At 59.0% G+C, this 21,441-nt stretch carries 22 protein-coding genes; 4 read left to right on the forward strand and 18 right to left on the reverse strand.

The genetic code is table 11. The annotated features are described in order from the left end of the window. The 3 genes from ACESMK_RS18800 to rpsU form a co-directional block, all read right to left on the reverse strand. Positions 1-1,085, reverse strand: a 1,085-nt coding sequence (locus tag ACESMK_RS18800; protein ID WP_373001919.1) for an RNA polymerase sigma factor region1.1 domain-containing protein, incomplete at its 3' end; no start/stop codon positions are given. Positions 1,086-1,204: 119 nt separating this feature from the next. After that, entirely contained in the window at positions 1,205-2,932 is a 1,728-nt protein-coding gene (gene dnaG, locus ACESMK_RS18805; protein ID WP_373001921.1) for a DNA primase, read from the reverse strand. A 149-nt stretch (positions 2,933-3,081) separates the two neighbouring features. Beyond that, a complete protein-coding gene (gene rpsU, locus ACESMK_RS18810; protein ID WP_007153483.1) occupies positions 3,082-3,297 on the reverse strand; it encodes a 30S ribosomal protein S21 in 216 nt (71 codons plus the stop codon). Positions 3,298-3,535: 238 nt separating this feature from the next. Between rpsU and tsaD the strand changes: the two genes are divergently transcribed. Then, on the forward strand, positions 3,536-4,591 hold the full coding sequence (tsaD, locus tag ACESMK_RS18815) for a tRNA (adenosine(37)-N6)-threonylcarbamoyltransferase complex transferase subunit TsaD (protein WP_373001923.1): 1,056 nt from the start codon (positions 3,536-3,538) through the stop codon (positions 4,589-4,591). A 3-nt stretch (positions 4,592-4,594) separates the two neighbouring features. Here tsaD and plsY read toward each other — a convergent pair whose 3' ends face one another. Continuing rightward, on the reverse strand, positions 4,595-5,185 hold the full coding sequence (plsY, locus tag ACESMK_RS18820; protein ID WP_373001985.1) for a glycerol-3-phosphate 1-O-acyltransferase PlsY: 591 nt from the start codon (positions 5,183-5,185) through the stop codon (positions 4,595-4,597). 140 nt (positions 5,186-5,325) lie between these two features. On the opposite strand from plsY, the gene folB reads away from it, so the two are divergent. After that, complete coding sequence (gene folB / locus ACESMK_RS18825; RefSeq protein ID WP_373001925.1) at positions 5,326-5,682, forward strand: dihydroneopterin aldolase; 357 nt, start codon at positions 5,326-5,328, stop codon at positions 5,680-5,682. Further along, the gene (gene folK / locus ACESMK_RS18830; RefSeq protein WP_373001926.1) at positions 5,682-6,206 is read left to right on the forward strand and encodes a 2-amino-4-hydroxy-6-hydroxymethyldihydropteridine diphosphokinase; all 525 of its coding nucleotides are present in this window, start codon (positions 5,682-5,684) and stop codon (positions 6,204-6,206) included. The genes folB and folK (ACESMK_RS18830) overlap by 1 nt, the downstream gene beginning before the upstream one ends. On the opposite strand, the gene pgi is transcribed toward folK (ACESMK_RS18830), so the two are convergent. The 11 genes from pgi to dksA all read right to left on the reverse strand — a co-directional run bounded on the left by pgi (position 6,189) and on the right by dksA (position 18,070). Continuing rightward, positions 6,189-7,850, reverse strand: coding sequence for a glucose-6-phosphate isomerase (pgi, locus tag ACESMK_RS18835; protein ID WP_373001928.1), 1,662 nt, complete (start codon positions 7,848-7,850; stop codon positions 6,189-6,191). The two genes, folK (ACESMK_RS18830) and pgi, sit on opposite strands and share 18 nt — an antisense overlap. A gap of 22 nt (positions 7,851-7,872) precedes the next feature. Next, positions 7,873-8,721 carry a pantoate--beta-alanine ligase gene (gene panC, locus ACESMK_RS18840; RefSeq protein ID WP_373001930.1) on the reverse strand — a complete coding sequence of 283 codons (849 nt, stop codon included), beginning with the start codon at positions 8,719-8,721 and terminating at the stop codon, positions 7,873-7,875. Further along, positions 8,718-9,512, reverse strand: a complete 795-nt coding sequence (gene panB / locus ACESMK_RS18845) for a 3-methyl-2-oxobutanoate hydroxymethyltransferase (protein WP_373001932.1) — start codon at positions 9,510-9,512, stop codon at positions 8,718-8,720. The genes panC and panB overlap by 4 nt, the downstream gene beginning before the upstream one ends. A gap of 59 nt (positions 9,513-9,571) precedes the next feature. Continuing rightward, positions 9,572-10,069 (reverse strand): 2-amino-4-hydroxy-6-hydroxymethyldihydropteridine diphosphokinase, encoded by a 498-nt coding sequence (gene folK / locus ACESMK_RS18850; protein ID WP_373001934.1) that lies wholly within the window; start codon positions 10,067-10,069, stop codon positions 9,572-9,574. Further along, positions 10,066-11,433, reverse strand: a complete 1,368-nt coding sequence (pcnB, locus tag ACESMK_RS18855; RefSeq protein ID WP_373001936.1) for a polynucleotide adenylyltransferase PcnB — start codon at positions 11,431-11,433, stop codon at positions 10,066-10,068. The genes folK (ACESMK_RS18850) and pcnB overlap by 4 nt, the downstream gene beginning before the upstream one ends. After that, on the reverse strand, positions 11,426-11,734 hold the full coding sequence (locus ACESMK_RS18860) for a hypothetical protein (protein ID WP_373001938.1): 309 nt from the start codon (positions 11,732-11,734) through the stop codon (positions 11,426-11,428). The genes pcnB and ACESMK_RS18860 overlap by 8 nt, the downstream gene beginning before the upstream one ends. 370 nt (positions 11,735-12,104) lie before the next feature. After that, entirely contained in the window at positions 12,105-13,508 is a 1,404-nt protein-coding gene (locus ACESMK_RS18865; RefSeq protein ID WP_373001940.1) for a sigma-54-dependent transcriptional regulator, read from the reverse strand. Between the two features lie 7 nt (positions 13,509-13,515). Further along, positions 13,516-16,479, reverse strand: coding sequence for an ATP-binding protein (locus ACESMK_RS18870; RefSeq protein ID WP_373001942.1), 2,964 nt, complete (start codon positions 16,477-16,479; stop codon positions 13,516-13,518). Continuing rightward, on the reverse strand, positions 16,469-16,645 hold the full coding sequence (locus tag ACESMK_RS18875) for a hypothetical protein (protein WP_048497702.1): 177 nt from the start codon (positions 16,643-16,645) through the stop codon (positions 16,469-16,471). The genes ACESMK_RS18870 and ACESMK_RS18875 overlap by 11 nt, the downstream gene beginning before the upstream one ends. Before the next feature lie 50 nt (positions 16,646-16,695). Further along, the gene (gene gluQRS / locus ACESMK_RS18880; RefSeq protein ID WP_373001944.1) at positions 16,696-17,568 is read right to left on the reverse strand and encodes a tRNA glutamyl-Q(34) synthetase GluQRS; all 873 of its coding nucleotides are present in this window, start codon (positions 17,566-17,568) and stop codon (positions 16,696-16,698) included. Positions 17,569-17,629: 61 nt separating this feature from the next. Further along, entirely contained in the window at positions 17,630-18,070 is a 441-nt protein-coding gene (dksA, locus tag ACESMK_RS18885) for an RNA polymerase-binding protein DksA (protein ID WP_008173182.1), read from the reverse strand. A 179-nt stretch (positions 18,071-18,249) separates the two neighbouring features. Here dksA and sfsA point away from each other — a divergent pair, with 179 nt between their 5' ends. Beyond that, positions 18,250-18,981, forward strand: a complete 732-nt coding sequence (gene sfsA, locus ACESMK_RS18890) for a DNA/RNA nuclease SfsA (protein WP_373001946.1) — start codon at positions 18,250-18,252, stop codon at positions 18,979-18,981. Here sfsA and ACESMK_RS18895 read toward each other — a convergent pair. The 3 genes from ACESMK_RS18895 to ACESMK_RS18905 are packed head-to-tail and all read right to left on the reverse strand — an operon-like array spanning position 18,965 to position 21,334. Then, the gene (locus ACESMK_RS18895; RefSeq protein WP_373001948.1) at positions 18,965-19,336 is read right to left on the reverse strand and encodes a Rieske (2Fe-2S) protein; all 372 of its coding nucleotides are present in this window, start codon (positions 19,334-19,336) and stop codon (positions 18,965-18,967) included. The genes sfsA and ACESMK_RS18895 overlap by 17 nt on opposite strands. After that, on the reverse strand, positions 19,333-19,701 hold the full coding sequence (locus ACESMK_RS18900; RefSeq protein WP_373001950.1) for a pentapeptide repeat-containing protein: 369 nt from the start codon (positions 19,699-19,701) through the stop codon (positions 19,333-19,335). Before ACESMK_RS18900 ends, ACESMK_RS18895 begins: the two co-directional genes overlap by 4 nt. A gap of 40 nt (positions 19,702-19,741) precedes the next feature. Further along, entirely contained in the window at positions 19,742-21,334 is a 1,593-nt protein-coding gene (locus ACESMK_RS18905; RefSeq protein ID WP_373001952.1) for an AAA family ATPase, read from the reverse strand. Positions 21,335-21,441 lie beyond the last annotated feature (107 nt).

The following is a 21,441-nucleotide window of genomic DNA, read 5'->3' on the forward strand; positions in this document are numbered from 1 at the left end:
ACGCGACGGTTGATTTCCTTGATGTCGGCCACGTCCAGATCCACTTCGGTCTGCACGTTCTGGATGCGCTTCTGCAGGCGAACAATCTCGTCAATACGCTCGGCTATGGGGGCTGCGTAAGGCTTCTTGCTCTTGGCGATCTTCTCGGCCCAGTCCAGATTGGTCTCGTTGCCCGGGAACGACTTGATGAAGTCCTTACGAGGCATTTTGCATTCGCGAACACAGATCTGCATGATCGCGCGCTCGTTCTCACGAACCAGGTCATTGGTGGAACGAACCACGTTGACCAGCTCGTCGAAGGCCTTGTTGGCGAGCTTGAACGGTGCGAAGACCTGGCCGAGCTCGTTCAGCGCTTCCTGGGTTTTCTTGTCGGAACGGCCGTGCTTGGCCAGCGCCTTGTTGGCGGCATCCAGCTTTTCGTTGAGCAGTTCGAAACGGAGACGGGTCTCTTCCGGATCCGGGCCGTTGTCGGTTTCTTCTTCCGAGGAGTCGTCGTCATCGTCAGAGGAAGAATCGGAATCGTCTGTACTCTCTGTGGTGGTGTCCTCGCCCATGAACGGCTCGGCGTCGTCCGGATCAAGGAAGCCCGTTACGATGTCGCTGATGCGACCTTCGTTTTCGAGAATACGGTCATAGGCTTGAATCACGGTGCCGGCGGTGCCCGGGAAGTGGGCAACGGCGGCCATGACATCGCGGATGCCTTCTTCGATGCGCTTGGCGATGACGATTTCGCCTTCGCGGGTCAGCAGCTCAACGGTGCCCATTTCACGCATGTACATGCGCACGGGGTCCGTGGTGCGGCCGGCATCGGTTTCTACGGCTGCCAGAGCGGCGGCGGCTTCAGCGGCAGCGGCTTCGTCGGCGGTAGAATCGCCCTCGGTCATCAGCAGGGTATCGGCGTCTGGTGTTTCTTCGCACACCTGGATACCCATGTCGTTGATCATGCGAATAATGTCTTCGACCTGATCCGGGTCAGCAATATCTTCCGGGAGGTGGTCGTTTACCTCGGCGTAAGTCAGGTAACCTTGTTCCTTGCCTCGTGCAATGAGGTCTTTCAAACGTGATTTTTGCGAATTGCCTGACATAGACACCCTGTAAACTCGCTTTTAGAAGGAAAAAAGTTAAACAGCCATTATAGCTGCCGCTTAGTTGCTCTGCCACCGAATGGTTAGATGGTGATCAGTGCGTCAAGTTTCAAGTGCTGCTAGTCCCCGGTGCCACTGCTCAGGGCTCTCAGCTCCTGTCGTTCCTCACTCGTGAGGTTGGACAGGTTTCTCAATAGTGTGGCAAGCCGCTGCTGGCGGGATGCCTCTTCGTTCGGGCTCAGGAGCTCACGAGCAGCGGCCAGTGTGCTTTCCCGCGCCGGAATATGTTCAATCCCGTCAAACAGGTGGTAAAACCGCTCCCGAGCGGTCGTATCCAGTGCCAGCGTGCGCACCAGTGTTTTCCGGTCGCGGATGTCGTTTGCCAGAATCCATTCGGCAAAGTTCCGGGCCTGGTTGAACTGCCGGGAGCTGCGGGCCAGTTCGGTCACCTCGGTGGCCAGGTCCGGTGCTTCCAGCAGGGCAAGACACAGAATGCTGTCCTTGCTGAGCTTTACGTCAATCCGGTCTTCGGAAACCCGGTCCCTTCGCTCGCCGTTCCATCGCCCTTTCTGGCCCTGCTGGCGGCTCTGCCACTGGTTCCGGCCACCGCAAAGACGGAGCATTTCGTGCCACATGGCATCCCGGAGAGTGCTTCTGGGCATCTTGTTGAGCAGAGGTTCAACCCTGGCTCTCAATTCGCCCCGGTGCTCTGGCAGCTGCAGGTCAAGCCCTTCGCTCTGTCGGTCAAACAAATACCGTGACAGAGGCGTAGCCCCTTCAACGCGCTTCTGGAACGCTTCTGGCCCCTCCTTGCGCACGAGGGTATCCGGGTCCTCGCCCTGGGGCAGCATCAGAAACTGAAGGTGCAGTCCGTCGGCCATCAGTTCCAGTGCATTCTCCATGGCCCGGTCGGCGGCACGGAAGCCAGCCTGGTCGCCATCAAAGCAGAACACAATGTGCCTCACCTGCTTTAGTAGCGCTGTCAGGCTGTCCTGGTTTGTCGCCGTGCCCAGTGTCGCAACCGCATAGTGAATGCCGTGCTGGGCGAGGGCGATCACATCCATGTAGCCCTCAACCACCAGCAGTTTGTCCAGCTGCCGGATGGCCTGTTTGGCTTCGAACAGGCCGTAGATCTCGCGGCTTTTGTGGAAAACATCCGACTCCGGAGAGTTGATGTATTTCGCCTTGTCATCTCCAAGCGTACGGCCACCGAAGGCAACGGTTCTGCCCCGGGTGTTCCGAATCGGGAACATCACCCGGTTGCGAAACAGGTCTCTCGGTCTGCCGTATTTGTCAGACACCGTCCCGGTTTCAATCAGTGGACCCTGCAGATCCTTGCTGGCGGCATCAAACAGCGCGGTACCGGTCGAGGGGGCATAGCCCACCCGGTACTGCTCGATGATGGTTTTGTCCAGGCCTCGTTGCTGCAGGTAGTCCCGGGCATAGGCGCCTTGCTGGCCTTTTAGCGATGACTGGTAGAAGCGGCTGGCAAAGTCCAGGGCGTCGGTTAATGTTCGCGCCTGCTGGATTTCCTGCTTTGCCGCCCGGTCGTAGGGCACTTCAAGCCCCACCCGTTTGGCCAGTTCCTCGACTGCCTCGGTAAATCCCAGGCCTTCAAACTCCCTGACAAAGCTGATGGCATCGCCGTGGGCGCCACAACCGAAACAATGGTAAAAGCCCTTGTCTGGCCGGACATTGAACGAGGGTGTTTTCTCGTCGTGGAACGGGCAGCAGGCCTTGTAGTTGGCCCCGGCTTTCTTGAGCGTAATGCGTGAACCGATCAGTTCCGCCAGATCGATACGATCCAGCAGGTTTTCAACAAACTGTTGAGGGATCAGTCCGCTCATGGGGGCTCCACATCAGGCCGTCATCGGAGTTGGCCAATAGCCAAAAATGCCGCCGAAGCCAGGCCTCGGCGGCATTTTTGAGTCGCTCTGTGCAGCCTGCGGCTGTACAGGCAATCAGTGCTTTGCAGTCAAGCGGCGTCAGATAAAACTTAGTACAGACGCTCGAACTTGCGCTGTTCCCGCTGAAGCTTCTTGAGATGACGCTTAACGGCAGCGGCTGCTTTGCGCTTACGAACAGCGGTCGGCTTCTCGTAGTGCTCACGACGACGTACTTCAGAAAGTACACCCGCTTTCTCGCAGGAACGCTTGAAGCGACGCAGTGCTACGTCAAACGGTTCATTCTCTTTCACTTTAACAGCTGGCATTCGAAAATCACCTACCTGATAGATTCGGTTTCAATTTTGTCCGCCTGGCGTGGCCAGACCGGTTCTCGATCCCTGGTCAGATTGGCTAAAACTCGACCAGTGCATATTTTAGGGCGGCAATGATAGCGCCTGCCTTATGGCAAGGTCAATGTTTGTTCGATGAATCTGCCAGTGGGTTTCGGGTTTCTGCTAAAATGCGCGTCGTTTTCATTTCTGCCAACCAATATGGCCCGACATTATGCTGATTCTAGGTATTGAAACCTCCTGTGATGAGACCGGCGTAGCGCTGTATGACACCGAAACGGGGTTGCTGGGGCATGCCCTGTTCAGTCAGATCGATATGCACGCAGATTACGGCGGTGTCGTGCCGGAGTTGGCGTCCCGGGATCACGTTCGCAAGCTCCTGCCCCTGTGCGATCAGGTGCTGTCAGAGGCGGGCAAGCGTCGGGTAGACATAGAAGGTATCGCCTACACGGCGGGCCCTGGCCTGGTGGGCGCCTTGATGGTGGGTGGCTCTGTGGCCCATGCGCTGGGCTTCGCATTGGGTATTCCTGTGTTGGGTGTGCACCACATGGAAGGGCACCTCCTGGCGCCCATGCTGGAGGACAATCCGCCTGCGTTTCCGTTCGTCGCATTGCTTGTCTCGGGTGGTCATACCCAGTTGGTAAGGGTTGATGGCATCGGCGAGTACAAGATGCTGGGTGAGTCGGTGGACGATGCCGCCGGTGAAGCCTTTGACAAGACCGCCAAGATGCTCGGCCTGGACTATCCCGGTGGCCCGCGGGTGGCGGCGCTGGCGGAAAAAGGTACCGAGGGCCGTTATCGATTCCCGAGGCCAATGACCGACCGGCCCGGGCTGGATTTCAGCTTCAGCGGTCTGAAAACCTTCACACTCAACACCGTCAATGCTGCCCGTGAGGCGGGCGGTCTGGATGACCAGACCCGGGCGGATATCGCCCTGGCATTCGAAGCCGCTGTGGTCGACACTCTGACCATCAAGTGCCGTCGGGCCCTGGAGCAGACAGGCTGCAAGCGTCTTGTCATTGCCGGAGGAGTCAGTGCCAACAAACGGTTACGGGCGGGCCTGGAAAAAATGACTGGCAAGCTCAAGGCCAGGGTGTTTTACGCCCGCCCGGAGTTCTGTACGGATAACGGTGCGATGATTGCCTACGCGGGCGCCCAGCGCATGAAGGCTGGCCAGCAGGACGGTGAACGTATTGTGGCGGTGCCCCGGTGGCCGATGAACACGCTGCCGCCGATCAACGAACCTCGATCCACCGGATTAGTGGACTGATAGTTAGAGTCCGGCCTCACGGCCCTGGGCGAGTCGGATCAGATTGTTGCGGTGGCGAACCACGATCAGCAGCGCGAGCAGGCCGAACAAAGGCAGGGTTTCCGGTTCAAGGAAGGCGCTGATCAGCGGGCCGCTGATGATGGCGACCAGTGAGGCGAGGGCGGAAATTCGCCAGCGCCAGATCACCAGCATCCAGATAGCCGCCATTATCAGTGTTGTGGCGGGCGCCAGGGCAAGGCCGGCGCCGAGAGCGGTTGCGACCCCTTTGCCGCCCTTGAATCGATAGAAGATCGGGATCATGTGGCCGGTGACGGCGCACAGGGCAACGACGGCCTGAACCATCACCGAAAGGCCGGCGGCATGGGCCAGCCATACCGGCAGCCAGCCTTTGGCCGCGTCCAGCGCAAGAGTCAGCAACGCCGGTGGCCAACCGCCGGTGCGGTAGACGTTGGTGGCACCGGGGTTGCCAGAGCCCTGGGCCCGCGGGTCTGGAAGCTTCCAGAGCTGGCAAACCGGCAGGGCAAACAGCACCGAGCCTGCCACATAAGCGGCGGCGCAAAGCAAAACCGTTAACACCGGGTCACTGGGAAGCATGCTGTGGGCTCGGAAGCAAAGACGACTATGGCCAATATGTGCGAAAATGCCCGCCCTGACAACGCGGGCCAGCTTACTCACAGTATCCTCTGGTTGTGCGTTGTTCAATCACCAAAGAGTGGAAGAATCCGGGAGCACCCTTGGCAGACACCGTATTGATCGAAGGCCTGGTTGTGGAAACTGTGGTTGGCGTTTACGACTGGGAGCGGGAAGTCACCCAGAGCCTGGTGATTGATCTGGAAATGGCGTGGGATAACAGCATACCGGGCAAGACAGACGATGTTGCCGACGCCCTGGATTATGCGGCTGTCAGTACCCGGGTCGAGTCCTGCCTGCAGGCGCTCAGGCCGAAACTGCTTGAGCATGGGGCGGAGGTCCTTGCCGAAACCTTGCGGGAGGAATTCGGTATCAAGTGGTTACGACTGGCGATACGCAAGCCGGGCGCCGTACCCGCGGCGCAGGCGGTGGGCGTTCGGATCCAGAGGGGAGCGCGGTAATGGCAGCGGCTGTCCGGGTTTACATCAGCATTGGCAGCAATGTGGACAGGGAGCGTTATGTCACGGCCGCGCTGGATGCCCTGTCTGCGTGGTTTGGCGAACTGCTCATCTCCCCGGTCTATGACAGCGAGGCTGTCGGATTTGACGGGTCTCCGTTTCTGAACCTGGTGGTGGGCGTGGACACATCCTTGCCGGTGGCTGAGCTTTCACAGCGTTTCAAACAACTGGAAGCCGACAACGGCCGGCGTCGGGATGTGCCGAAATTCAGCGCGCGAACCCTTGACCTGGATATTCTCACCTATGGCGATGCGGTCGGCCGGATAGAGGGTGTCGAGCTGCCCCGGGGGGAGATTCTGAAAAACGCCTTCGTGCTGCGACCTCTGGCTGACATCGCGCCGGAGGAAACGCACCCGGTGTGCGGTAAATCCTTTGGTCAGTTGTGGCGGGAATACAACACCGGCCAGAAGCTCTGGCCGGTGAATTTCAACTGGCAGGGCAGGCAGATCTCAAGCGCCGCCGGTTGAGCGGAACCGTTCAATGAGGTGATCGGTCGAGCTGTCGCTGGCCTGATTGCCGCCTTCCTCGCCAAGCAGCCGCGGCAGGATCCCCTTGCCCAATTGTTTTCCGAGCTCCACGCCCCACTGGTCAAACGAATCCACATTCCAGATCACCCCCTGCACAAAGGTGCGATGTTCGTAGAGGGCAATGAGCGCGCCAACGGTCTCCGGCGTCACCTTTTCCATGGTCAGTGTATTGCTCGGCTTGTTGCCCGGGATGACCTTGTGGGGGGCGAGCTGTTCAATCTCGGTGTCGGCTCGCCCTTCCGCTTTCAATTCCGCCCGCGCTTCCTCCAGTGATTTTCCGGCCATCATGGCTCGGGACTGGCTCAGGCAGTTGGCGAAAAGGTCTGCGTGATGAGTGGCGACCGGATTGTGGGTTTTCAGGGGGATGATGAAATCCGCCGGAATCAGACGTGTACCCTGGTGGATCAGCTGGTGATAAGCGTGCTGGCCATTGGCGCCGACCCCGCCCCAGATAACCGGTCCGGACTGCCAGGCCAGCGCGTCGCCAGCCTGGGTCACACTCTTGCCGTTACTTTCCATGTCCAGCTGCTGGAGGTGGTCCGGCAGGCTGCGCAGATAGTGATCGTAAGGCAGGATCGCGTGGGTCTCGGCACCCCAGAAATTGTTGTACCAGATGCCCAGCATGGCCATGATCACCGGCAGATTCTCCGCCAGTGGCGCTGCACGGAAGTGCTGGTCCATAGCATGGGCGCCGGCCAGCAGTGCCCGGAAGTTGGCCATGCCAACGCTCAAGGCAATGGGAAGCCCGATGGCAGACCACAGTGAATAACGACCTCCCACCCAATCCCACATCGGGAAGACATTGTCCGGATCGATGCCGAATTCCTGCGCTGCAGGCACATTTGCGGTCACCGCCATAAAGTGGTTGGCAACGGCCTGCTCGTCACCGCAGTGTTCGAGGAACCATTGCCGCGCCACCTTGCTGTTCTCCAGGGTTTCCTGGGTCCGGAACGACTTGGACTGGATCAGGAACAGGGTGGTTTCCGGGTTCACCTGGCGGAGTGTCTCGCAGATTTCGGTGCCATCAATGTTGGCTACGTAATGGCAGCGGATGCCCGCTTGGGCATAGGGCTGAAGCGCTTCGCCCGCCAGCTTGGGCCCCAGGTAGGAGCCGCCGATTCCGATGCTCACCACATCCGTGAAGGCTTGGCCGGTGTACCCGGTGCGCCGTTGCCCAAGAACGTCGTCAACCAGGATTTCCATGCGTTTGAGCGTTCGCTGAACCTCGGCGACTACGTCGTTGCCGTCCACCGTTATTTTGTCGGTTCCCGGATTGCGCAGGGCCGTGTGGAGAGCGGGGCGATCTTCGGTGACGTTTACCCGTTCCCCCTGCAGCAGTGCCTCTCGCCTGGCTTCCAGCATGCAGCTGCTGGCCAGTGCCAGCAGTGCGTCCAGCACATCATCGGTGATCCGGTTCTTGGAAAAATCCAGTGACAGCCCTGCGCCTTCGATAAAGTAACGCCTTGCCCGCCCCGGATCCTTATTGAAAAGATCCTTCATAAGAACGCCGTCCAGGCGTTTCCGGAGTTCCTTCAGTCTCTGCCATTCGGGTTTCGAGGTCAGTACTGCAGGATGTGCGGGCATCAGAGTTTCCTTTTCTGTTGGCTTATCGGGTCAGGGAAAGGTTGTCGATCAAACGAGTGGTGCCCAGGAAGGCCGCTGCCAGAAGCGTAATGTCCCGGTCCTCGGTTCTGGCCGGCTTAAGTGTCTGGCTGTTGACGATATTGAAGTAATCCGGCCTTAACCCGGCATCCCCGAGACTTTGCTCAGCTTCGCTTTCCAGGGCCTGGAAGTCTGTACGACCATCGGCGATTTTTGCGGCTGTGGCCTGCAGGGTCCGATAAACCGCTGGAGCAATTTGTCGCTCCTCGGGGGTCAGGTAGCCATTACGGGAGCTTTTTGCCAGACCGTCCTCGTCCCGCACGGTGGGCGCTCCGACCACATCCACAGGTATCATCAGGTCTCGCACCAGTTTCCGGATCACGGCGAGTTGCTGGAAGTCTTTTTCGCCGAACACCGCAAAGTCGGGCTGAACCATGTTGAACAGCATGGTGACCACCGTGGCCACGCCCTCGAAATGGCCTGGCCGGCTGGCGCCGCAATGGCCATCGCTGACCTCCGGCACAACCACCTGGGTCTGCTTTGCCAACCCTTCCGGGTAAATTTCTTCGGAGGTTGGGGCGAACACCAGGGTGTTACCGGCCGAGGCAAGCTTGTCCTGATCTTCGGCCAGGGTTCTCGGGTATTTGTCGAGGTCTTCGCCGGCGCCGAACTGCATCGGGTTCACGAATATGCTGGTAACGACAACATCCGCCATTTCGGCTGCTTTGCGAACCAGCGAAATATGACCTTCGTGCAGGTTGCCCATGGTGGGTACCAGGCCGATGGTTTTGCCCTGCTGGCGATAGCCGCGGAGGATGGTTCTCAGTTCTTTCAGGGAATGTACGGTTCTCATGCCTTGAACGTATGCTCCTCGGCGGGGAATGTGCGATCACTGACGGCCTTTACGTAGGCTTCAATGGCTTCCTGCACAGAGTTTGTTTCGGCAAGGAAGTTTTTCACAAATCGGGGCTTGCGGCCGGTGGTGATGCCCAGCATGTCGTGCAGTACAAGAATCTGTCCGTCCGTGTCCGGGCCTGCTCCTATCCCGATGACCGGTGCTCTGACGGTCTGGGCAATACGGGCCGCCAGCGGGGCCGGCACACACTCCAGCAAAATAACATCGGCGCCGGCCGCTTCCAGTTCGCAGGCATGCTCGATCATCATTTCGGCCGCTTTTTCATCGCGGCCCTGAACTTTATAGCCGCCAAACTTGTTGACGAACTGTGGCGTGAGTCCCAGGTGTGCGCACACGGGTACCGCTCGCTCCGTCAGAGCGGTAATGGTTTCTTTCATCCAGTCCGTGCCCTCAAGTTTCACCATGTGTGCGCCTGCCCGCATCAGTTCTGCGGCGTTTTCCAGGGCAGACTCGACGGTGCCGTAACTCATAAAGGGCATGTCAGCCATGATCAGCGAACCGCGGTTACCCTTGGCCACACAGCTGACGTGGTACACCATCTGATCCATGGTCACCGGCAATGTGCTGTCATGCCCCTGCAGCACCATGCCCAGGGAATCGCCGATCAGAATAACGTGAACGCCCGCTTCGCTGACCACCTGAGAGAAGGTAGCGTCGTAGGAGGTAAGGGCAGCGAAGGCTTCGCCCTTCTGCTTGAACTCACGCAGGGTATTGATGGTAACAGCCATAGAATCCTTGCCTTTTGGGTGGATGGGCCTGGGCGCGCCGGGGTGCCGGCCTTGCAGTGTTAAGGGTAATCCGCCGGCGGAAGCTTGCGCAAGCCGTTGTCGGGGCATTGGCTGCGCAATTCGGCAATGGGTGTGCCATCCGGCAGGGTCAGGTCGGCTTTCAGGTCCAGTAGAGGCTGGAGCGCAAAATCCCGCGTCCGGAGCTCCCGATGGGGAATGGTAAGCCGCTCATCGTCCAGAATCTGGTCGCCGTAAAGCAGTATGTCCAGATCGAGCGTGCGGGGGCCCCAGTGCCGGAGCCGCTCCCGACCATGGGCCTGCTCAATGGCCTGTAATTGGTCGAGCAGCTGGTGAGCTGGCAGGGATGTTCTTAGCCACACGGCACCGTTGACGAAATCTGGCTGGTCTTGTGGGCCTACCGGCCGGCTGGCGTAAAAGGCCGATTGGGCGATCAGAACCGTATCTGGCAGTGCAGCGAGCCCGGATACGGCCCGGGCCAGTTGGGCAGCCGGGTCTTTGAGATTGCTGCCGAGGCCGATAAATGTATCCGTCGTCATTGCTGAGCGGGGCGTTTGACCGGTTTGCGACGGCGCCGGCGCTTTTTCGGAGCATCGCTGCTCAACTGCGACAGCATCCGTTCCTGACCTCGTTCGTCTTCCTGCTGGAACTCGGTCCACCACTGGCCAAGGCCGGGTTCGATCTCGCCCGACGCCTCGCGAACCAGCAGAAAGTCATAGGCAGCCCGGAACCGGGGGTGGGTCATGGTGGCAAAGGCCCGCTTACCCTGTCGGCGGGGCAGGCGCATCTGAAGTTCCCAGATTTCTTTCATGGGTCCGGAGAAACGTTTGGGAATCGAGGTTGCCTGCACCTGCCGCCCAATCACCTTTCCGATAGCGCCGTGCAGTGCCGGTTGCACCGGATCACCGTTGTCCTGTCTGCGATGCCACTCGGCCTGGAGTGCCGGCCAGAGCATGGCGGCAAACAGGAAGTAAGGCGTAACCGACTTGCCCTGGGCAATTCGGGCATCGGTGTTTCTCAGGGCCTGGCGAATGAGCTCGTCCGGCTCGCCGGCCTCAATGGCCCGGACTGTCTCCGGAAACAGGGGTTCCAGCAGGTTGTACCGGGTCAGCAGGTCGTAAGTGGCTTCACCATGGCCTGCGGAAAACAGTTTGAGAACTTCATCAAACAGACGGGCCGGTGGGATATGGGTCAACAGTGGGGCCAGTTCTCGAATGGGGGCCTCGGTCTCCGGTTCAATGTCAAAGTCGAGTTTGGCCGCGAACCGAATGGCGCGGAGCATGCGTACCGGGTCTTCCCGATATCGGGTCTCTGGATCGCCAATGAGGCGCAGCTGCCGGTTGCGAAGATCCTCAATGCCGTTGGCAAAATCGATAACGGTAAAGTCACGGATGCAGTAGTACAGGGCGTTGACGGTGAAGTCACGACGCAGGGCGTCTTCTTCCTGGTTGCCGTAAACATTGTCGCGTAGCAGCAGGCCGTGTTCGCTGGTTCTGCGATCGTCATCATCCGTGTCGGTGTCCGCCTCCGCGGCGTTGCCCCGGAAGGTGGTTACCTCGATGACTTCGCGGCCAAACACGACGTGGACGATTCGGAATCGCCGTCCGATCAGGCGTGAGTTACGGAATAGGTCATGAACCTCTTCCGGCGTGGCATTGGTTGCAATGTCGAAATCCTTGGGCTGTCCGCCCAGCAGGATGTCTCTTACGCCGCCACCCACCAGGTAGGCTTCATAGCCCGATTTATTCAGGCGATGCAGGACTTTCTTGGCGGGCTCGCTGATCACCGAGCGGGAGACGTTGTGCTGGTCCCGGGGGATTTCCCGTCGCTGGTAGGTGCGGGCTTTCTTTTTTCCGTTGCCGGACATGAAGGAACGGAGTTTATCGACAAGTCGTTTAGGCATTGAAATCCGTGGTTGCGATGAGCAAAAACCGAGAGTTTAACGGTTTGAGCGGGATTTGCACACGTTTGCCGTGGATTACCGTTACGGGGCCCAGAAAATCAAAAGGCGGATCCGTTTTCACGAATCCGCCCTGAAAGCGTTGACGATCTGCATTGTTTTTATTTTTGCCGGGATTTTTCTTGGTTTTTGTACCCCACTGCATATCCCCAAAAACGGGGCATCTCAGCAGTGCAAACGGAAAGCTTTGAATACACAGAGCGGTCAGAGACATCGGGCGGGTCTGTAGTAGCTGCAGCGTCACCTGGAAGGTGATTCTTCTCTACATCTACAACTCGCACGTGCCGTGGGACCACTAAAAAGCAAAGTACCCAAAACACTCAGTTCGCTCACGTTCTATTGTTGTTTTTGTTACCGAACGTTTTCCGCAGCTTTTTGTTCTTGTTGTTGGCGCTGCCTTGTCACTCTTGTTTTTGTTGTTGTGCGCTTAATAGACTGCAGACCGTGTGCCAGTTTTTTAATTTCCTTGATTAACAGTGCCTTACGATTTTGTAGGCCATAAGTGTTACCCCGTATTCAACCTAAGTGTTACTGAGATCACGTTACTTGCACGAGGAGTGTTACCGAGAGGAACATGAGGTAACAACTGAGTGTGGGTTCAGACTTTGCTCAGGTCAGTTGCCCGAGGATTTCTTCCGGGGAATGCCGAGGCGCTGTCGCCGTTCCCATAGGGATTTCCGGCTGATGCCCAGCTTCTGGGCCAGTTCCGTCTCGCTCATACGGTCCTGGTTTTCAAGAACAAAATGCTGGAAATAATCCTCGAGGGAGAGATCGTTGGCGGAGTCCACCTCGCGCGTTCGGTTTTGCTCGTTGTTGCCTTCCACCAGGGTTTCGGGGATGTGCTCTTCACCTCCTTCGCTGTCGAGGTCCAGCAGTGCCGGTGTAATCACATCACCGTCGCAGAGGATGGTGGCCCGCTCGATGGCATTCTCCAGTTCCCGCACGTTGCCGGGCCAGCGGTGACGCTCCAGGGCTCGCATGGCCTCGGGGCTCAGGTTGAGGTCGGGCTTGCCCATTTTCTCGCCCTGACGTTTCAGGAAGCGACGGGCGAGTCCGAGAATGTCACTCTGGCGCTCACGTAAAGGCGGGATCCGGATCTGCATTACGTTTAACCGGTAGTACAGGTCTTCGCGGAATTCCCCGGTTCGTGTCATGGCTTTGAGGTTGCGGTGGGTGGCCGCAATCATTCGCACATTCACTGTGCGGCTCTGGGTTGAGCCGACTTTCCGGATCTCGCTCTCCTGCAGCACCCGCAGCAATCGGGCCTGGGCTTCTGCAGGCAATTCGCCGATTTCGTCCAGGAACAGGCTGCCGCCATCCGCGGCTTCAATCAGGCCGGTCCTTGCCGAAACCGCGCCGGTAAAGGCGCCTTTTTCGTGGCCGAACAGTTCCGATTCAATCAGGCTTTCCGGGATGGCTGCACAGTTTACCGAGATCAGCGGCTTGGCTGCGCGGGGGCTGAGCAGATGCAGGGCGCGGGCCGCCAACTCCTTACCGGTACCGGATTCGCCCTGAATCAGTACGGTGGTTTCGGTGGGTGCAACCTTCCGTATCAGGGTGAATACCCGCTGCATCGGTTCGCACTGACCGAACATGATGTTGGCGGGATCGCTGCTTTCGGGTGTTTCTGGTGACGTCGCCAGGTCATTGTCGTCGCCCCGGGCGGCGGGTTTTCGTGCCAGAATGTTTTCAACAGCGGCCAGCATTTCATCGTGGTCAAACGGTTTGGCGATGTATTCAACTGCGCCCATTTTCATGGAATCCACTGCGGAGCGCAGACTGGCATAGCTGGTCATGATCAGCACCGGGGTATTGGGTGCCCGGTTGATCAGTTCGGTGCCTGCTGCGCCCGGCAGGCGAAGATCAGAAATGATCAGATCGAACTGGTCCGGCTCGTGGTTCTGCTCGGCTTCCTCGACGGAAGAAGCGTCGGCGACCTCGTAGCCGGCATGCAACAACAGTTTGCGCACTGCCGAGCGAATAATGTCTTCGTCTTCCACGATCAGAATGCGAGGCATAACAGTCTCAAGACCTTTGGTTCTGGCTAATGGCAACGTTGCCGGTTTCCGGTTCGTAGGCTGGCAGTCTCAACCTTACGCAGGTTCCCCGGCCAGTGTCCGCGTTTGCAGGGCTGTCTACCTGGATGTTGCCATAGTGCTCTTCAATAATGCTGTACACCAGCGACAGGCCAAGGCCGGTTCCCTTGTTGGGGGCTTTGGTGGTGTAAAACGGCTCGAAGATATGATCGAGCTGATCCCCCGGAATGCCGGAGCCTTCATCAACCACTTCGATAATAGCGGAGTAGCCATCGCCCTTTCCACTGACCCGGATTGTGCCACCTTCCGGTGACGCATCCCGGGCATTGGCCAGCAGGTTCACGAACACCTGGACCAGGCGTTGTTCATCGCCGAGTATCTGCAGTGAGGGTGGGCAGTCATTGATGTAGTGAATGCCCAGCCCCTTGTCGCTCAGAGAGAGCAGATTGATCGATTCTTCAACACATCGGTGTATCGTCACCGGCTCGTACCGGTTTGCCTGGGCATGGTTACCGGTGCGGGCAAAGTTCATCAGCGATTGCAGGATGGTGGAAATGCGCCGGGTCTGTTGCTGGATCTGGTCTGCCGTGTCGAGTATATCCGGGTTGTCGGTTTCCAGCTTCAGGTTCTGGGCCAGCGAGGAGATGCCGGTCACGGGGTTCCCGATCTCGTGGGCGACACCGGCTGCCAGCCTGCCGACCGACGCCAGCCGTTCGCTGTGCATGAGCTCATCCTCCAGCAGGCGGGTTTCGGTCTGATCTTCGACCAGAATGATACTGCCGCCCTCCGTGTGGTCCGGCCCGCTCAGGGCCGCTTTGTGAAGGTTGAGCCAGTGGGGCTTGCCGCGAAGGTCCAGTCTGTGCTTGTAACGATGCAGGTCTTCGCCCCGGTTGAAATCGTCCAGCAGCACATGCCAGTGCTCCGGCAAGGCCATCAGCCTGGCGCCCACTACATCGTCGGCGGTAATGCCCGTCAGGGCCTCCATGGCGTGATTCCACATCAGGATTTCACCGTCTTCACCCACGGAACAGGCTGGAATGGGCAGGTTCTGGAGGGTCTGTCGGTAATGCCGGCGCAGGTTGTCCAGCTCACCGGCAAGGCCGGTCAGGCGGTTCTGGTAGTCGCCAAGGGCGCGTTCGACATAGCGGATATCCTGGGCGGTGCCGCCCTGGGCCATGGGCTTGAAGCCGAGATGGCGCTTGACCATATCCCGGGCGACAGAAGGGCCGAGCAGGCCGGAGAGGTTGATTTCCACCTGGTCCCGTAGTCGTCTGAGCTGGTAGGGCCGATACTCCACATTAGGCAGCTTCAGTTGGCCAAGCGCCCGCTCCACTTCCCGCCGGGCCACGCCATAGCCCAGGGGCTCTGCCAATTGGCGGACAAAGTCTGAGGAGGATGTAGCCAGCAGTTCACGGCGCTGCGGGCGTGACAGGGCGCCCAGTGAACAGGCCTGGGCTGCGCTGTTCTCTTCACTGGTACTGGTGCTGAGGATGGATATCAAGGCGAACACGGTAATGTTGGCAGTCAGGCTGACGAACGTGAAGATGTGCCAGTTGCTGTAATCCGGTATCAGCGGTGCGTCGAGCCAGGCCAGCAGGTTGGCGGTGTGTGAGAACGGCAATACCAGGGTAACCACCCAGATCGTCAGCCCGACAATCAAGCCGGCAATCAGGCCTCGGCGGTTGCCCTCCGGCCAGTAAATCACGCCCAGGGCACCCGGCAGCAGTTGCAATGTGCCCGAGAGAGAAATGGCGCCGAGAATCGACAGGTCGAGGTTCTTGCCGACGGCCTCATGAAACAGCAGCGCCAGGAAAATAATGACGGCGATCAGCAGTCGTTTGATCCACTGCAGCCAGCGATAGATATCGCCCTGGTCTTTCGGGGTTTTCAACGGCAGCACGACATGGTTCAGGGCCATGCCTGCCAGTGCCAGGGTGCTGACAATCATCAGGCCGCTGGCTGCGGACAGACCGGCGATGTACATGAGCAGCGTCAGTGCGGGGCTTTCCAGCGCCTGGGCAGCGCCGATGGCGAAGAAGCCGGGCCCTGTCGTCACGGCCAGTTCCTGGCCACCCCAGAGGATGAGGGGCACCGGCAGGCCCAAAAGTAACAGGTACATGGGCAGGCCCCAGCTGGCTTTTGCCAGAGCCTTGGGTGACGGGTTTTCGCTGAATGTCATGTGATACATGTGCGGCAGTACCAGCGCGCCGGCAAAGGACATCAGCATCAGTGCCCGCCAACTGCCGTCGTCAATGCTCAGGGTCATGGTGGTGGCTGGCGAGGTGCGGTTATCCAGCCAGCGCTCCAAGCCGCTCATGCCGTCAAAGACTCCAAACAGTATCACGCCCCCGAGCACCAGCAGCGCCACCAGCTTGACCAGCGAATCAAAGGCGATGGCCAGCACCAGCCCCTGGTGATTGTCGGAATTCTTGTCACGGCGAGCCCCGAACAGCATGGCAAACAACACCACAATCATGCTGAACATTACGCTGATCAGCTTGGGAGAGGTGTCTGGTGCGAGAATGCTGGCAGAGGTGGCGACGGCCTGAATCTGCATGCTCAGCAAGGCCAGGATCGCTCCCCCTGAACAGAGGGTGACGAGGGTTCCGGCCCATTGGCTGCGGTAGCGGTAGGCGAACAGATCGGCCAGAGAGGTTAACTGATAGGCGCGGCCGATCCTCATGACAGGGTTCAGCAACACCGGGGCCAGCAGGAAGGCGCCGCTGATGCCCAGGTAGTAGGCCAGGAAGCCGTACCCGGATTCGGCAGCCATGCCAACAGCGCCATAGACTGCCCAGATGCCGGCGTACACACCCAGGCTGAGTACGTAAACCAGGGGATGACGAACCCATCGTCGCGGAACCATGCCCCGCTCGGTAAACCAGGCAATGCCGAACAGCAGAATCAGGTAGAGCAGGCTGGCCAGTAGCAGGCCGGAGGCACTAAAACTCATTGGGGTCCCGCCGCCATTCCAGCCAGAAGCCGATGGCAATCAGCCCGGCCCAGATAATGTAGGGGCTGTACCAGACGTTTCCCGGCGATGTCCACCAGTCAAGGATGTTGGGCGAAAATATATAGATGGCCAGTACCAACAGGAAGACCAGACGGTAGATATACATCAGGCATGCTATCCGCGCTGAGGTGTGAGAAGGGCTTTATACCATGTCCCTCACCGGGATGTCAGGTGGATGGCGCCCCGGTGCCAGTTCTCCTGTCCCCACTCCAGCAGTGATTCCGGTGAGCCGTTTGCCAGATCAGCCGGCGGGTTCTGGCCAAGAGCGGCAAGTGCCTGGAACAGATTGCCTGCAGGGGTTTCATCGTTGAGTGCGGGCGCGTGGGTTTGCTTGCTGAGCTTCTGACCCTGCTCGTTGAGTATGACCGGGATGTGCAGCCAGCGCGGAGGAGTGGCGCCCAGTGCCCGGTAAATCTGCTGCTGTTGCGCCGTCATGTCCAGCAGGTCCGAGCCGCGCACCACGTCTGTGATGCCCTGGTCAATGTCGTCAACAACCACGGCAAGCTGGTAAGCGTAGAACCCTTCCTTGCGGAGGATCACCGGATCATCAAGCTCTGCCTTCACGATCTGCTGTTGTGGCCCCAGCAACAGATCCTGCCAGTGGCAATCCTCGTCTTCGAGCGCAAATCGGATGGCGTAAGGACGGTCACCGTCCAATGCTGTGCGGCTGCGGCACTGATTGGGGTGGCGGCCGTCGTTGACCTGCAACTCCTTGCGTGAGCATTGGCAACGATAGGCATAGCCGTTGTCGAGCAATCGCTCAATAGCGTCCTGATAGGCATCGTGACGTCTGGACTGAAAGCGCACTGGTTCGTCGGGAAAAAGGCCGTGGGCGTCCAGGCTGGCGAGGATCTGGCCGGTGGCTTCCGGCGGTTCTCTCAGAGGATCCAGATCTTCAACGCGGATAAACCACTGGCCACCCTGACTTCGGGCTTCCAGAAAGCTGGCAAGTGCGGTAACCAGAGAGCCGAAATGCAGCGGGCCAGTCGGAGAGGGCGCAAACCGGCCCCGGTATTGAGGGTTTTCCATGGCGATCAGTCAGCCGGCGGGGCGGAAATAGCCCATGGCCGGCAGCTGTTGAGTGGTTGGCTCAGATGCCGGTCTGGCGTTCGCGAATCTCGGCCAGCGTCTTGCAATCGATGCACAGGGTGGCAGTCGGACGCGCTTCCAGACGGCGGATGCCGATTTCCACGCCACACTGGTCGCAGAAGCCGTAATCGTCCTTGTCGATGCGGTCGATGGTCTGGTCAATCTTCTTGATCAGCTTCCGCTCCCGGTCGCGGGTACGCAGCTCCAGGCTGAACTCTTCTTCCTGGGTTGCGCGATCGCTGGGATCCGCGTAATTTGCGGCGTCTTCCTGCATGTGGTGCATGGTGCGGTCGACTTCTTCCATCAGCTCCTGCTTCCATTGCAGCAGCAGATCTTTGAAGTGCTGGAGCATTTCCGCACTCATGTACTCTTCACCCTTCTTCATTTCATAGGGGGTGAAGTTGGTAAAACGTTCGCGTGGTTGTTCTGCAGTAGTTGCCATTGAACCCGGCCTCTTGTTTGTACTTCACAAGAACGCTTTGCTTCCCTCCGCGTGAGCCCCCGTGGCTGCGCGGTTATACCCTGGATGAAGCATTCGTCCTGAAACGGGAATTTGCGGAAAATAGCAGATTAGTCACGGGGGTGCCAGCCTTGTGACATCGACTTTTGTACGGAGATCACATGAAGTTTCCAGAACCCCTTGTTGAAGGCCGGCTTATCCGCCGCTACAAACGCTTCCTGGCAGACGTGCGGTTGCCGGATGGCTCGGAGGTGACCGCCCACTGCCCGAACACCGGCTCCATGCTGGGCTGTCAGCCGGAGGATGCCCGGGTCTGGCTTAGCCGCAGTGATAACCCCAAGCGCAAACTCCAGTACACCTGGGAGCTGGTGGAAACGTCGCCTGGGCAATTGGCCTGTGTGAACACCGCCCGGCCTAACGGCCAGGCCCGGGAGGCCGTGCTGGCGGGCACTGTGGTGGAGTTGGCCGGTTATCCGGAGTGCCGCGCCGAGGTGAAATATGGCACGGAGAAAAGCCGGATTGACCTGTTGTTGTCTGGCCATGAATCCGCGGCTGACGCCTGGGTTGAAGTCAAAAATGTCACGCTGGCGGAGAATGGGCAGGGCTTCTTCCCGGATGCGGTGACCGAGCGCGGCCAGAAACACCTTCGAGAGCTGATGGCCCAGGTACGGCAGGGTGATCGCGCGGTGCTGTTCTTCGTGGTCAATCACACCGGCATTCAAACGGTGCGCCCGGCCGACCACATTGATCGCAAATACGGTGAGCTGCTTCGGGAGGCCTGCGATGCAGGTGTGGAAGTCATCGCCTACCGTGCGGACTTGAGCGAGAGCGATGGCTCCCCTACGGGCGTGCTGACACTTACCGAATCGGTGCCGATTATTCTGGAAGTCTGATCTCTATCTGGCCGTTCCGTTCACGCAGATCCAGCTGGGTGAGCGCATCCCCCTGGCAGGGGCCGGCAATGCACTCGCCGTCGGCCGGCTTGAACAGGGCGCCGTGGGTCGAGCACTGGATGAACAGGTTGTCGGAATCCATGAATCGACCCGGCATCCAGTTCAGCTCAATACCCAAATGCGGACAGATATTCAGATAGGCGCGGGGCGTGGTGCCGTCCAGGAACAGGAACCCGGTTAATGGCATGCCTTCCGGCTCCCGGGCCTTCGCCCGGAGCCGGAACTCGACGAATTGGCCCGGTGTCAGTTCCGATGCAGGGCAGACGGACTGCCACGTGTGCTGGTTGGGGCTCATTTCGGCAATATGGCGTATCGCATGCGGGTCCCGTGATTCAGGGACATGACAATTTCATCGGCCTCCAGGCGGTGCGGAAAATAGCAGCCTGAAATCTTGGCGCTGGCAATGCTGGCTCCCTCCATTCTCGATTTCGAGAAGTCCACACCCCGAAGGTCTGCGCCGCGAAAATAGGCGTGACGGAAATCCAGCCCTTTCGCATCCATTCCCCGCAGGTCCAGCCCCCGGAAATCGCCATGGGCGAAACTGGGCAGCTCAGTGAGTTTTGCCTTTTCGGTGTTGAACGCCTGCATGTCCTCGCTACGAAGGAGCTCATAGAGAGGATGGCTGATCTGGTGTACTTCGTGTTCGCTTTTTTCGTCCATCTTGAACCTCGCGCTCGCCAGTGGGAGCCTGATGTTGTTCTTAGCCGGCTTTGCCGCCGGGGATGCCCAGGTGTTGCCGGATTCGGTCGGCCACAGCCTCCGCCACATGCTCCTGATCGGTGTGCAGGTGGACGGTGTGAGTCTTTTCCTCAGTGGTCAGCGGTTCGAACCAGGCTTGCTGCACATCCAGTAGCTCCTCGGTTGCCTCCGAGGCGTCATCCCTGCGGTTGCGGATCCACTCGCGGCGGAGATCTTCCGGTGCCTCGCAGTGGATCAGGGCAAAAGGAACGCCCTGGGCTTCGGCCACCGATGCCAGCAAAGACCGTTCTCTTTCTTTCAGACTGGCGGCGTCCACAATCACCGGAAAACCGGCCGCAAGTACCTGCCCGGCGAGCTCGGCCAGCCGCTGATAGGTTTTCTCTGTCGCTTCCCCGGTGTAGAGGTTGCCACCGGTCGGTGAGCGTGAGCTCTCCAGCGGCGCCAGTCCATGCAGACGCTTGCGCTCGATGTCAGAGCGCAGCCGTATCAGTCCCAGCTCGTTTGCCATGGCAGCGCTGACGCAGGTCTTGCCGCTGGCCGACAGGCCGGTAGTCGCCAGCAGATAGTGATTCGGGATGGTGCCGTAATCCTCTGCAAGCTGAGCGTAGTCGCGATAGCGTTGCATCAGGCCGGCTTTTTCGTCGTCACTGAGTACAGGGTTAGCCATGGTAAATAGCGCGATCTTGGCGCGGACCATGGCACGGTAGGCCTTGTACAACGGAAGCAAAGGTAGCGCTTCGAAGTCGTCCCGGTGTTCCAGGTAAGTGTTCAGCACCTGATTGGCCAGAGCACTTTCCCGGCGTGATTCCAGGTCCATCAGCAGGAATGCCAGATCGTTGATAACATCGATCCAGCGGAACGGTTCGTTGAATTCAATGCAGTCGAAAACCGTTACTTCGTCCTCGAAGCGGGTGATATTCGCCAGATGCAGATCGCCGTGGCATTCCCGGACCATGCCGCTGCCGCGCCGGTGGGCAATCAGCTCCCTGTGGCGCTCGAAGGTGGATTCGGTCCAGGCCTGGAGGTTGTCCAGTTGTATCAGCAGGTCTGAATCGTCAATCAGCGGACGAATCTGGTCAAAATTCTCCTGCATGGCGGCAAATACCGCGTCCGGGGTGCCAAGCGGCTTTTCATCCGGGACGGGCGGCAACTGGTCGTGGAAGGCCGCGACCTGACGGGCAAGATCGGTCAACAAGTCGGGTGCCAGCTCCCCCTGTTCCTGCAGGCGATCAAAAAGCTGGTCCTGGCCGAACTGGCGCATTTTGATGGCATATTCGAAAGCCTCGCCCTCGCCCTCGCCACCAAGGATGGGCGCTTCCGGCGTCCCGGTGATGGGTACCACCTCCAGATACAGCTTTTCCGCCAGCCGTCTGTTGAGTCTGAGCTCCTCTTCACAGAAATGCTTTCGGCGATCAAGGGTAGAGAAGTTCAGGAAGCCGAAATCCATGGGCTTCTTGATCTTGTAGGCGTAATCGCCGGTCAGGATCACCTGTGAGATGTGCGTTTCGATGACCTGAAAACCATCGACGGGATGGTCGTACAGGTCCGGATTCTGCAGCGCCAGAATCAGATTGCCTGGGGATGTCTCACTCACGGTGTTCTCCTCGCGTTCCCTGAACCCATTGATTTTTATTGTCCTATCATAACGGGCAGATTACAGAAATAACACAAGGATGGCCTGCCTTCCTCACCGCTCCCTTC

Source organism: Marinobacter sp., assembly GCF_041687235.1.
Classification (GTDB): Bacteria; Pseudomonadota; Gammaproteobacteria; order Pseudomonadales; family Oleiphilaceae; genus Marinobacter.